Genomic DNA, 13662 nt, shown 5'->3' with positions numbered 1-13662 from the left:
CTGTAGTTCTTTCTGTTTTCTTTCATCGTTTTATAAAGTTAAGGTTTTTTAATTATTACCCTTAACTTAGTGTCCCAACAAATGTAGCAAGATCAACTGAATGCACGAAGCATATACAACAATTAGCCTTAATTTAAAGATCGAAAAAAACTGGAATTATTATGAACTGATGACCAAAATAAAATACAAGTCCAGGAAAGCCGGTATTGAACTTATTGTGGATTAAATTCAATGATGAGGGTGCTTGTACACCCGCCAGGTGAGGTCTTTAAAACACTCACTAAATGCACGGAGCATATACAACAGTTAGCCTAAATTTAAAGACAAAAAAGGAACTGGAATTATTACGAACTGATGAATAAAATAAAGTTCATGGGCGAGAAAACTGGCATTGAACTTAGTGAATTAAATTTTAAAGATTCCTGTATACCGATAAGATGGAGTTGAAATCATACTCACTGGAATATGCTCTTAGCATATACAATATTAAGGGAACTGGCACTTATTCTAATTTCTTTTACAGTTTTAAGATTAACCTAGGCATATAGGTAGAAAAAATTATGGATAGCAATGCCAAATTGACTATCCCTGGAAAATTCTTGCGGTTGCATCCAGAAAAGAATATTAAAACCTGATATGCGGGAAAGTTCTTATAATCTACCTGAATTCCATAAATTATAAATTTTTATTTACCTTTTATTCATCTCATTTTCAGTTTGAAAATTGGATTTTAATTGATGAAATCAGGATAGTTAGGCTACCACTAATTTTAATAATCCGCATGGCCGTAAAACCAAATTCATATGAAAAATTCTACATCCTATAAAAGCGTTTCAGAAAATGTGGGTAGTAAAAAATTAGAAGCCCAAATTCCTGATATTTTTCATCCCGTTGCTAAAGGTGTTAGACCAGACAAAATATTTTTTTATTATTTCCAGGACATTCCTAAAAGGCTAGAGTTTGAAAACGTAAATCCAGATATTTTCCTTGAACTTTTCAAAAAGAAATATTCAGATAGAATTCTTAAGGATATTTTTGAGAAGTCTTATTCAAAAAGTGGAAAGGAAACGCTAAAATACCACTATCTTATTCTTCGGGATAACATAGTAATTCATATGGAATATGGAGATATTAACTTATTATATTCAGGGTTCGAAGAAGAACTAGTTACTGAATTAAGAAAAATAATTTTAGGCTGCCATAAGGAGAAAAAAAAGAAACCAGAAATTGCCGTTATAGTTTCAGAAGGCAGCGGATATCTTAGAACGAGAAAAATAAAATTTAAGAAACCCCTAATTAATTTTCAGGAAAATTATTGTGATGACTTCTTGCCTGTTCATCAGGAGGTGGAAAATCAACTTAAAAAGAAAAATGAAAGTGGACTTTTTCTATTCTACGGAAAACCAGGTACAGGAAAAAGTACATATCTCCGTTACCTGATAAAATCAATTATAAAAAAGACAATATTTATATCACCAAAAATGGCTGGAAATCTTGATAGCGTTGAAATAACAAGACTTTTGCTGGATAATAAAAATTGTATTATAGTTATAGAAGACGCAGAGGGTTTGGTGGTCTCTAGAAAACATGAAAGAAATTCTAACCTTTCGATGATTTTAAATTTAACAGATGGAATCTTGGGTGAAAGCCTGGGAATTCAGATCATCGCAACGTTCAATACAGAACTGAAAAATATAGATTCGGCATTAATCCGAAAAGGTCGGCTAAAACTTTCCTATGAATTTAAAGAGTTGCCTGAGGAAAAGACTTCCCGGCTTCTTCTTAAACAAGGTATAGAAGTAAATAATCCAGGTCCGATGACTTTGGCCGAAATCTTCAACTACACCCCGCCTAACAATTCCTCAGGATCTCAGAAATCTATGGGTTTTATGAGAAATTAAGAGAGGTTCCTTTTAATAAATTACCCGCACTGTAAATAACTTTACCATTTAGAGGAACTATTGTAATAATCGTTCAGCCCATTCCCACTACATTTCGCAAAAGCTTCATTCCGGGGAAAAGCGCTTCTCTTAAAGGTCTTGGACACCATCGAAGAAATTGCGACTTCCATTCCACTAACCCGATGAAAAATCGGATCGTTCCACTCCACTCGAAATTTTTCGATGAAGTCCGCTGGACTTACCTGGAAGTCATTGTTCATCTTCCAAAGATTACAGTAGCCGTTACTGATAGTTATGTAAACTTTATTCGCACATCTCTCCCCCTTTCTTAAACTTAAAAAAACATTCTTATCAGGACTGTTGCAAGCCGATCCGACTTTCCCTACTCTTCTTATACGACAATTTTGTAAAGCAAAAGCATCAAGTCAGGTTAATGTGCCGGCGGATTAATAGGTGTAAATCCACAAGCAAATAGTAACCTCAACTCCAGACCTTAGAAAGCTTAGATCGAGTTGGAGGTTAAAAACAACAAGTAAAATGCTCTGGATATAATAAGTAAGTCATCCAAAAATTAATTCAATGACGAAGTTAAGTTCTCCAATACTGGATATGATTTTCATAAAATTAATAGTGGAATTTTTTGAAGGCTTATTCCACTCTAAAATCAAAAATCTGCGTTCTCAAAAATCTTGATTTGGAAAAATTCGAGGTTTTTATATCAAATAAGACCAATTGTCACCAGATTAAATGAAAAATTCACTTTTATTGAATCCTTAGAAATACTATCTTAAAGTACTGATTTACTGGTAAATATCATTATAGGAATTCTATCATTTTAACTTTCGCTAAATATTAAAATGTAATCAAAAAGGAATAGGATTTTTTATTCCATTTTAAAAAAAGCAATTGGTGCAAACCAACTTGTATGAAAATTTTGTCCCGCTTGCGGGACGAAATCGAAGAGCAAGAGGGTAACACGCAGAGCGGTGTTATTCGATTTCTTTTTTGGCAAAACCCTATGTTTATAGGGGTTTATAAAATTTAAATTTTAAAAAATATCCACCCTAGTGGATATACCCCGCTGGAAAGGCCTGTAAAATAAGGATTGGGGTAGCCACTAATTATTGAAATAGTATCCATTATGGCAAAATCCAGGTTACAAATAAAAGCAAGTACGGCAAAAAGATTTCGGGAGTTTTCTAAGAAGAACGATAGTGACCAGTCCGAATCTTTAGACTTGATGCTGGACTTTTTTGAACAAAATAACCTCTCTCCTTTTGAAACTTTAGTGCCCTCAAAAGTGAGCCTGGAACAACTGATTAAAAAAAGGATCGATGCGGTGATTGCCATCCTTAAAAATATTGAGAAGACCCAGACTAAACCGAGCTTGTTAATGCTGGAGTTAATGATGGAAGGACGATCGGTTCCAAAACTTCAAGTGACCAAAAAAGAAAAGCTTCTTGTTACTGATAAAAAAAGTCTAGGACAATTGGAATTGGAAATCTCCAGGCTTCAGGAGTTATTGAAAACTAACAAAAGAGATCTGGAGTACCTTATTCAAAATGTGGAAATAAAGAGTAATGCTTTTGGCCCGGATTATCTAAAACTCAATATCCCCCGGTCAGAATTTGAACATTATAAAATAGCCATCAAACAAAAGAACTAATGTATATCAGCATCTCTCCTCAGAAAACCGGTGCCGCTTTTTCCAAAAGTGCAGGGGATTTTGTGAGCTACCTGGAAAAAGAAAATGAAGGTAAAAGCCCTTTGGAAAAGGAGTATTTTTTTAATCAGTATGACGATAATATACAGCCTTATGAAGTGATTAAAGAAATCGATGGCAATACCGCAAAATTAAAAACCAAAGAGCCTAAATATTACTCGATCACTATGAGCCCGAGCCAGTACGAATTAAAACACATTCGTAATAATCCTGAAAAACTAAGGGAGTTTGTCCGTGAAGCGATGAAAGAATATGCCGGCTCCTTCAACCGGGAGATTAATGGAAGGCCTATCAATGTTGATGACCTAAAATATTACGCCAAAATTGAATACGAGCGAACTTATAAAAGTAACGATGTAGCGGTAAATGAAAATAAACCTTATAGCAGGCAGATCGCCCATCTGAAAAATGAACTTCGCAAAGTGGAACGTGGGGAAATTTCCAGAAACACCCGGCGAATTGAAAAGGCCATTCAAAAGCTAGTAAGAGATGCGCCTTATAAAATCCAGGGAAAGGTGATAGAACAAGGAATGAAGAAAGAAGGGTTGCAAAGCCATATCCACATCATTGTAAGCCGAAAAGATGCTTCAAATACCTACAGCCTTTCGCCTGGTAGTAAATATAAAGCTTCAGAAGTGGAGATGCATGGTAAAATAGTTAAGCGGGGTTTTGAGCGGGACCGTTTCTTTCAGAATTCGGAAAAAGCCTTTGACAAGATGTTCCAATACAACCGGAATTATGTGGAAAGCTATGCTGCCAAAAAGATGCTGGCCAAGGATCCAAAACAATATTTCTTAGGCTTAAAAAACCTGGGGGTCAATGAAAAAAAAATTGCTTTTAAAATGATCCGACAAGCGGGCTTACAGTTGCCCGTCTTAAACCTGCCTACGAGTAAAGTTGGGTTCGCCTATAAACAACTAAAAAGGATAATCGAAACCGGAATTAAATCAAGTTCCATTGGTTATTAAAATTACCTGTTATGCTATCAAATATTCTTTTTTCCGAGCAAGATCTGGAATTGAATTTTCCCAAAGGATATGAAGAAGCAAAAGCAATATATGAACCTGAAAACTTACGGACATGAGCGAAGTCAATTACATTAGCCACCTTAACGGGGTATTGCGAAAATTTTCTGATGATGACAAGATCTCGTCTTCACACCGCAGTTTATACCTGGCATTTTTTGAATTATGGAACAAAAAGCGTTTTCCCAAGACGATTGTGCTTAACAGTAAACAGGTGATGGCACTAGCCAAAATACGTTCCAGAACGACTTACCACAAATTACTTCGGGACCTAACAAACTGGAAATATCTTCAATACCATCCCTCCACTAGTCCCCAAATGGGATCACTCTTGGAGATGTCCAGATTTGATACACACCCTGATCAAAAAATGGACAGGACTTATCCAGTTTCTGAACAGGTACCTGTCCAAAAATTGGTATTTTATAATAAACATAAGAGTAAACATATAATAAACTCTTTTACAAACACTTGTCCAGAAAATGAACAAGAGGTTATTGAGTTTTTCAGAGAAGAAAAAAGAAGTGTTCTGGAGGCTAAAAAATTCTATAATTTTTATGAATCCATAGGCTGGAAATTAAATGGTAAAAATCCGATCACAAACTGGCAGGCTTGTGCCCGGAATTGGATGCTGAAAGCTGATGAAATAAAAAAAGATTCAAAGTCTAATTCACCGTCCCGTAACCGGGACAACTTGCATACTAGTAAGAACAAAAACTATGGGGAACCTTTGTGAAAATCAAAGGTTCTTTTCTTTAAGAGTTTTTAGATTATTTAGAATCTCTTTTGGCAACAAATTTTCCCTTGAAAATTCATCAATAAAATATTCTTTCCAATAGGCATCATTTTCACCACTATAAAATTTTTGGTAATCTCTTGCCAAAGAAATAATACTGCGACTAAAACTCACAAAATCTAAATAATTCCAATAAAGCAAATCCCCACCTATGTCTAAGCCTTCCTTACTTACCTTCACCCTATTACTTATAACAACTGTCTTAATTTCAACATCCGGATTTATACTTTTCAAATTTTTTTCGATCCATATGTGGTGGGAAGCAGCTTGTCTAATATCCGTAACACCTATTTCGCCATCCTCTGAATCATAATATTTATCCTCAAAAACTATGACATAATTATTATCAGATCTCCAGTAAGGATCGGGTGTTGCGTTACCAGTAGGATTTTCACTTTCAAACCCTAATAGACGCCCTATATTCAAATTAAGATTCTCGAGATCATTATTGTCTATAAAGTTTTCTATTGACCTTAGATAATTATAGTACTTTTTCCTGTTTGTAATATTATTTTCACTCAAATAATTCTGAAGTCGCTCTATGTTCCAAATCAGATTAGAGTTATTAGAGCTGGAGTCTGAAATTGATTCTCCAATCGTTCTACACCATGTTGCTGATGGACAAATTTTATCGAGTTTATCAAAATACTCATCTGAATTATTTTTGAATATTTCTTTCCCTAATTCCTTAAAAAGAATGCTAGATATCACTCCGGCCTGATAGTTCCAAAAAGCACGATACCCTTTTAATTCCGGCCCACCTGCTAACTTTGATATTATATCGGTTACCACGTCAAAAGCCTCTTCATATTTTTTATTCCAAAGAGCATATTGGAATTTCACTTCTAAAGCAGCTGTAACCGATAATTGATCTGCGCCAGGAAAAACTTCCTGATTTTTTGAATTACGTAATTCAATTATCTCTTTATCCGCAACTTGCCAATCGGACGTTTGATTTAAAAATTCCTTAAAATTATCTACAAAACCCTCAACATCCACGTTTTCACTATTCGTTATTCCAAATTCTAATTCAGCCTGTAATTCTGGATGTAGGTATTTATTTTTATCTTTTAAAAGAAGCCATTCGGAAAGATCTCTGTCTCCAACTACACAGATTGCGGAGTAATCTTTCGGCGATCTAGTACAACGTCCAATTGCTTGTATTAATCTCGTTCTATTTCTATCATAAAAAATAACAGATGCATTCATTCTAGATTGAAGAAATTTCTCCTGAAGGTTAGAAGCGTATGGAATGCTCATTAAAAAAAGAAGTCGGCATTGATCTCCTGCAAAATCTATCCCATCAAAGCGGTTTGCTAAAACCATTGCAGCATTTTCTGAATTCACAAAATCATTTTTCGATACTTCGATATCCTTTGCTGTGAAAAATTCCATCTCAGAATGATTTTTCTTTATTTCGGATCTAAAATCATCTATTTCATTATCGCTAGACACCAAAATAACGGATCGCTTGGTGCTCTCTAATAACTCACTGCATAATACACCCGTATTTTCCTGACTGAGAGACAAACTAGGAAATATAAAAAATCTTCGTCCAATACCTTGCTTGTCCCAACCTTTTGGTATAGGTATTTTATTAAATTTCTTTATTCCTGTTATTCTTTCTAAGTCTCCCCCTTGACCTAAGGTTGCTGACATTAGAATCCGTTGCTTTGCATATTGAAATTGATAATTGTCTAAAGATGGCGGCACCAACGGTCGAATTAAAATTTCGTTCCATGAATAATAAAGCTGACATGCTTCCAAATTATTTTTAACCATAGACCAACTATACTTCAAATCCCGGTGATCATTTAGGTATTCTGATAATACATCAAATAATACCTCCTTAAGTTCAAATAGTTTTTGCCCAGGATATTTTTCGATTATTTTTTTATCTAACCCATCTATATCATCTTCTATCATTCGGTTATAAACTGAATATGGAATTGAATCTTTTAGAACATCAATTACTGCCCTATATGTATCTTTTTCCTCATAACGGGAGATTGAAAGGGACCAACAGGATGCTATATAATTTTCAGAAGTATGGGCATCATCAAGAATTATCAGATCCGGTTCTTCAAACCATGGATTTGTATTAAATAAAGATGAATAGGTTGAGACAGCTATAGCATCTCCATTTTTATATTTAAACTTATCACTGTCTTCATAATTCCTATGAGATCCCGTAAAAGCAATTGTGTTGATCCCATAATTATTATTGGATATTTCAACAACCTGATTTACAAGCTGCCTAGTTGGACATAGATAAAGTACTTTCTCACCTAATTTTCTTCTTCTAAATTCTCCAATTAATAAACCAACAAGGGTTTTTCCACTTCCTGTAGGTAACTCAATAGCAACATTAGTCTTTTCCATTGACTTCTCTTGATAATACCTTATTATATCCGCCTGATGAGAATAAAGAGATTCTATTCCTTTGGTGGGTAAATCGCGGAATAAAGATTCAATATCTGAATAACCCTTTTCTGTTTTTTTAACTGATTTAAATGCCATGTAACTTCTTTTTAATTCAATTGATAAGTAAGCTTTTCTCCTCTCTTAATCTAGTTTTATCTATAAATCCATCCCCGCTCCATTAAGCTTCAGCCAGGCTTTCCTCTGTAGGTAATCCGGCATTAGTTTGTCAAGTTCATTCCAGAAGGCCTCTGAATGGTTTGGGTGGATTAAATGGGTTAGTTCGTGGGCTATTATATAATCTATGATAGTTAACGGTGCCATCATTGTTTTCCAATGGAAATTTACATTGCCTTTGGGAGTCCAGGATCCCCAACGGTTTTGTAATTCCATAATTTTTATCTCATTTGGATTTACATCGAGGAGCTTCCGAAAATGTTCTACCCGCTCCAAAATTCTTTTCCTACCCTTTTCTTTATAGAATTCCACAAAAGCTTCTTTTGCTTTGGGAAGGTTCTTCTTTCGAAGTCTGAAACAGCCATTCTTCAGTTTAAGAGGTACTTCCTGTTCGGTAACAATCTCGAGTTTATAATTTCTTCCGAGATAATAGAAGCCTTCCCCATTTACAAATTCACGATAAACCCGTTTAGTGTTTGCATCTTCCCATTGCGCCAAATGGGAATAGATCTGATAGCGTTTTTGTTCTATCATCGCCTCAATTTCCTTTTCGCTTAATTGCTGTGGAACCAGCACGGAAATCCTGCCATCACGCTCCACATAAATGCTGGAAGTCTTCCTTCTGCTGCGCTTTAAGGTATATTCTATGTCTTTGTAGTTAGGCATCTTTTACAAGTAGCTGATGACGTTTTTTGGCCAATGCCATTATTTCTGAAACAATCTTTTCGGTTTTATCTATCACCGGGTCTAAATACAATTCTCCGGCAGTCAGGTAAAAAATATCCTGTAGCTTTCCTTTTAGGCTTTCTATTTCATCTTCTTTTTGCCAAAAATGAGAAATCTTGATTTCCTTTTTAATCAATGGCAAAGCCTCTTTGATTATAGGTTTTAGTTGGAGTTTTATTTCTTTCGAGGCCTCTTTGCCATAAGCGATATCAACTATAAGATCATAAAAAGGAGCTTCGTCTATGCTAATACCTTTTATAGAACCTTCTTTACGTCCGGCTTCCATTTCCTCCCGAGCTTCTTTGAGATTTTCTAAAATGGCATCCCAGTCTTCCCAATGATTCTGCATTATGGTATCGATCTTTTCGCTCATTGTTTTATAATATACAGGATCATCCTGGGCATTGATCTTTATATGCTTTCGCATGGCGTGCTCCATTTCACTGGCTTTTGCCTTTGGGGACTTGTTCTTTTCAAGTTCTTTTAAAAACTTAGCGGAAAACAATTCGGTAGGCGGTACTTTAGGATTGATTCCGAGGCTAATAAGGTGCTCATTAACGAGTTGCTTTACTTTATTGCCCTGCCCTGAAATATCCAACGTATCATCTTTATAGCGTTCTTTTACCTTACTCAGCAAATAGGCAAAGCGTTTCATTGGAATCTTAAATCTGTTGGCTGCTTCATTAGGGAGCACAACATTCATACTTTCCTGAAAAGCCTTGTAGAATGTGGTGAAATTTGCTCTTAGCTTAATATCTTCCATCAATTCTATAGCTGCTTCCAGGACTTTATATTCGGCTTTTTTATCTTTTATACGCTGATTGACGAAATCCGCGATTAGAGGTAATTTATTATCACTGAAGAGTTGCAATACCCTTCGGTACCGGCTCTCCAGAATAGGAACTTCTGTAGCAACATCTTTAAAACCCTGCAATACCTCATCGGCTTCATCGCCTCCATAAATTGAAAGGGCATCTTTTAGATTTTCAGTAAGTCCGATATAATCTACTATATAGCCACGGCTTTTTCCGGCGTGGACTCTATTCACCCGGGCAATGGCTTGAAGAAGGCTATGCTCTTTCAATTTTTTATCCAGGTACATAATCTGCTCGATTGGGGCATCGAAACCTGTTAGCAACATATCACAAACGACCAGGAAGGCGATTCCGGTGTTGGGTTCTTCGTAATTGAATTTCTTTTTGAAGTTAGTAACCGCATTCTTCGCTTTGGCTTCTTTTCTCGCCATAGTGATCTCTGCTTCTTCATTGGTATCATCACTGGAAACGATTACGGCCGATTTTAAGAATTTCAGTTTCCGAAGTAATTCGGGTTCATAAGTATCGTCCAACTCCTTTTCTTTAATCACTTTCTCCAGAGCCAGGTCAAGGTGCTTTTTGTAACGTACCGCAGCAATCTTGGAAGAACAAACCACCTGGGCTTTAAAGTCATCAGGGAGGATGTTTCTAACATAATGCCTCAGCATATCCTCGGCTATGATCTTAATGCGCTCATCAGCCTCCAGGATATCGCCATAAGTTCCGTATTTCTTTTTAATGGCCAGTAATTCTTCTTCGGAACGATCTTTAAAGAGATTTTCAAATTTCCTATCGAATTCAGATTTCTCATTAAGTGCGGTGTCGGCTGTCTTACCTTCATATAGAATTTGTACAGTTGCACCATCATCTACGGCATCCTGTAGCTTGTATTTATCTATATAATCCCCAAAACGTTGAATGGTTTTGGTTTTATGCCTGTCGGTAATTAGCGGGGTCCCAGTAAAGGCAATTTTTGTTGAATTTGGAAAGGCGGCAAAGAGATTATCTCCTAAATCTGAATTTACCGTTCGGTGACTTTCATCCTGAAGGATAAGCACGCGATCTGATTTATTTACTACTCCAAAATTTTTGTATTGAGGTATGTCTTCGGCAACCTGGTCCAAAATATAAGCCGGAGCTTTACTTTCCTTTTCCTGAAACTTTTGTAACATTACCATTGTGATGTTGGAAGCTTCAGTAGAAAGTTTAGGTTTGAGATCGCCGATTCGGGTCACGTAATCTACTTTTTCACCGGTATAATTTGCCGTTTTACCCAATTGTTCCTCCAGGTCATTTCGGTCGTTTACGATAACCACTTTATAATCGCTGATAGCCTGGACGCTGCGTATTTTTTTGATAAGGAAAACCATAGTGAGGGACTTCCCCGAGCCCTGGGTATGCCAGATTACCCCGGAACGCTCTTCAGGTGTTTCTCCGGTTAGTAATTTGTCTTTTATTTTTTGTACTGCCCTGAATTGCTGATAACGAGCCAGGATCTTGATCTCCTTATTTTCACCAATCTCCATAAAGAGAGTGAAATTTTGGAAAAGGTCTAACAGGTTTTCCGGGGAAAGCATTCCCTGGATAAGTTTTTCCTGTGGGCGCTCTTTTCCCAGGGGCGGCTCGTAATCTCGTAATTCCTCCGGAATAATATCTTTCCAGTTCAGGTAATATTGATCTGTGGCTGTCAACGTGCCATAGGTGGCATCTTCACCGTAGGTAGCAATATTGAAATGGTTGAAATGAAAAAGGCGTTCTTCCCCTTCCTTTAAGCCGGCGCGGTGGGTACTTTCCCTTTGATTGCTGTAGCGCCTTAGTTGTTTGTATGCCGCAGATAAAGGATTTGCCGTAAAGTTGTTCTGATCTTTGCATTCCACTACAACCATAGGCAACCCGTTCACAAACAACACAATATCGGGCATTATAAAACCCTTTGGAGTTCCGGGTGTATCGATGCGAAACTGGTTGATAGCAATAAATGAATTATTCCTCGGATTTTTAAAATCCAGGAATTGCACTTTCGGAAATTCCTCTCCGGTAAGTTCGTTCTCGTCTACTGAAGTACCATTAAGCAAAAGTTCAAAGACCGTTTTGTTTACTTCCAGCAGGTTTTTGGTGGGGTGATCTGTCAATTCCTGAAAGAGATCTTCCAGCTGGGTCTCGGTGAGCCATTCCAGCCCTTTGCTTAGGTTTATCCTTTTAATACTTTGAAGAAAAACCTGCTTTAATACCACCTCCCGAAAGGAAGCCCTATGACTTTTAGCAGGATTGGTTGGAATCCCAAAGCCCTGATCAATAGATTTCCAACCAAGCTTACTGAGCTGTTCTAAAAAGGGTTTTTCTACGAAGTGGTATTCAGACATAGTTTAATTATTATTTAAAATCTGTCATTAGTTTATTTACAATAGAATCTTGTCTTAACCTAAGTATATCTACATTCCAGCTTTGATACTGCATTACGGAATTGATATTCGGAAAAACATTTATCGAAGACTGGAAATATCTTTCCTTCTTAGCTTCAAAGTCTTTATTGTTTAATTGCGAATTTTTTATCCTACTTAGTAGAACCAAATTGGAAATTTTATGAGTCCAGTTTTCAAGTTCTTCTTCGTTAAACTGACTTCTCCAAAAACTATTTGCTTTAGGATTTTGCGGTAATACGTGTTCTACGCTTATTTTATTGAAATCGGCAAATTGCTGATTTGACTGGAGTAAAACATACTCAAGTTTTAAAAGAATATAACGCGCGAAATTCTTTCCGTAAATATCTTCTGAAATTCTCCTTTGGAGTTCTTCTCGATTATATTCAAAAACTTCATCATTCGCTATTATACCTGCAGGGGAATTTGCTTTTTCAATTCCCTTAATTATACTATATGTATTACTAAGTCTTTTTGTAGGTGTTTCCTGCAGTATCCAATCAGCACTGAATTTTGATTCCAGGCGTTGAAGAAATTCAAATAAAAAGTCATAACCAAACTTATTAAAATAAGCCAGGTACACCGGAATCCAGTCTGAGGCCAATCCTTTTTTCATTATGGTAACTAGGTTTCTTATTTGGAAATCCTCCTGTGGGATATCATCATCAAACCAAATAAGTTTGGCGTATGAATCGCGGTACTGCTTAATGGTCTTTAAAGTATCTTCTCCCTTTTGGAGTTTTCCTGCTTTGTATATTTTCTCATATTCTTTTAAGAGATTTTCTCTTGCTTTCTCTTTGAGCAGAATGGTACGAATATGAACTAAAAACCTGTCGAATTCATCCCGCCCAAATTCTCCTTCAAGCTTCTCCCACATTACAGCAAAACTCTGTCGCTTTTTCTCGCTTTCAACTTCACCAATATTTAGAGATTTCAGAATATCTGAATTTGATAATGGAATCCCCCTGTCATTAAGTATAGTAAATAATCTAAAAGCGTCTTCAAGACTTTCTGAAGCCACATAAATCACTATGACTTTATTGAAAAGAAAAACCGCAAAATCGTTGAGATCTTGGATACTTAATTCCTGCAGCTGCTCACGTAAATAGAGCATAGAATTAGCCATATTGCTCAAGGAAACATTAGAACTTTGTCTAATTTCTTTTAACCTTGAAATATCTTCAGTGGCGCCATCGGTTTTAATGAATTCTTCAACAAAATCTTCAACTGCATCCCGAATTAAGAATTCTATTCTAATTCGCTCCGGTTGGTTGCTAAAGGGGTCTTCCTCTTGGAAAATCGCCTCCTTAACATTTGTTGTAAGCTTTTCATTTTGGCTAAGGTCTCTAAGCACCGCCATTAATAAAAATAGGGTAGTCATTCTTTGCTGCCCATCAAGAACATCACAACATTCATAAGTTACCTTTTTGTCCTGTACTAAATGCTTTTGAAGCACTACAGATCCTAAAAAGTATTCTTTTTGTGGATGATTTGTCCTGGCATAATTTAGATCATCAAGCAATTCATCAATTTGTTCCTTTCCCCAAACATAGGATCTTTGAAATTCAGGTATTCTAAACCAATAATCCCTAAAAAGAGTATTAATCTTTACTTTTTTGGCTTCTATTTCCTGACTTTTAGTAAGTGTATCTGACATA

Annotated in this window: 10 protein-coding genes; 5 read left to right on the top strand and 5 right to left on the bottom strand. The window is 36.2% G+C overall.

From position 1 onward, the window contains the following. Nucleotides 1-100 precede the first annotated feature (100 nt). On the top strand, nt 101-226 hold the full coding sequence (locus tag DET49_RS18850) for a hypothetical protein (RefSeq protein ID WP_262708000.1): 126 nt from the start codon (nt 101-103) through the stop codon (nt 224-226). Between the two features lie 577 nt (nt 227-803). Continuing rightward, complete coding sequence (locus tag DET49_RS16480; RefSeq protein WP_133549701.1) at nt 804-1901, top strand: AAA family ATPase; 1098 nt, start codon at nt 804-806, stop codon at nt 1899-1901. Nucleotides 1902-1942: 41 nt separating this feature from the next. On the opposite strand, the gene DET49_RS16475 is transcribed toward DET49_RS16480, so the two are convergent. Beyond that, complete coding sequence (locus tag DET49_RS16475) at nt 1943-2161, bottom strand: hypothetical protein (protein ID WP_133549699.1); 219 nt, start codon at nt 2159-2161, stop codon at nt 1943-1945. Nucleotides 2162-3042: 881 nt separating this feature from the next. Here DET49_RS16475 and DET49_RS16470 point away from each other — a divergent pair. The 3 genes from DET49_RS16470 to DET49_RS16460 all read left to right on the top strand — a co-directional run bounded on the left by DET49_RS16470 (nt 3043) and on the right by DET49_RS16460 (nt 5385). Then, entirely contained in the window at nt 3043-3567 is a 525-nt protein-coding gene (locus DET49_RS16470) for a BfmA/BtgA family mobilization protein (RefSeq protein WP_133549697.1), read from the top strand. After that, on the top strand, nt 3567-4592 hold the full coding sequence (gene mobB / locus DET49_RS16465; RefSeq protein ID WP_133549695.1) for a MobB family relaxase: 1026 nt from the start codon (nt 3567-3569) through the stop codon (nt 4590-4592). Before DET49_RS16470 ends, mobB begins: the two co-directional genes overlap by 1 nt. A gap of 112 nt (nt 4593-4704) precedes the next feature. After that, nucleotides 4705-5385 carry a hypothetical protein gene (locus tag DET49_RS16460; protein ID WP_133549693.1) on the top strand — a complete coding sequence of 227 codons (681 nt, stop codon included), beginning with the start codon at nt 4705-4707 and terminating at the stop codon, nt 5383-5385. 3 nt (nt 5386-5388) lie between these two features. On the opposite strand, the gene DET49_RS16455 is transcribed toward DET49_RS16460, so the two are convergent. The 4 genes from DET49_RS16455 to DET49_RS16440 are packed head-to-tail and all read right to left on the bottom strand — an operon-like array spanning nt 5389 to nt 13661. Next, entirely contained in the window at nt 5389-7965 is a 2577-nt protein-coding gene (locus DET49_RS16455) for a DEAD/DEAH box helicase (RefSeq protein ID WP_133549691.1), read from the bottom strand. Between the two features lie 60 nt (nt 7966-8025). Next, nucleotides 8026-8709 (bottom strand): M48 family metallopeptidase, encoded by a 684-nt coding sequence (locus DET49_RS16450; RefSeq protein ID WP_133549689.1) that lies wholly within the window; start codon nt 8707-8709, stop codon nt 8026-8028. Further along, nucleotides 8702-11947, bottom strand: coding sequence for a type I restriction endonuclease subunit R (locus tag DET49_RS16445; protein WP_133549687.1), 3246 nt, complete (start codon nt 11945-11947; stop codon nt 8702-8704). Before DET49_RS16445 ends, DET49_RS16450 begins: the two co-directional genes overlap by 8 nt. 10 nt (nt 11948-11957) lie before the next feature. After that, on the bottom strand, nt 11958-13661 hold the full coding sequence (locus DET49_RS16440; protein WP_133549685.1) for a DUF262 domain-containing protein: 1704 nt from the start codon (nt 13659-13661) through the stop codon (nt 11958-11960). Between the last annotated feature and the right edge of the window lies 1 nt (nt 13662).

Source organism: Salegentibacter sp. 24 (assembly GCF_004362395.1).
Lineage (GTDB): Bacteria > Bacteroidota > Bacteroidia > Flavobacteriales > Flavobacteriaceae > Salegentibacter.
Note: the sequence above shows the minus strand (reverse complement) of the source record. Positions and strands in the feature narration are given on the sequence as shown.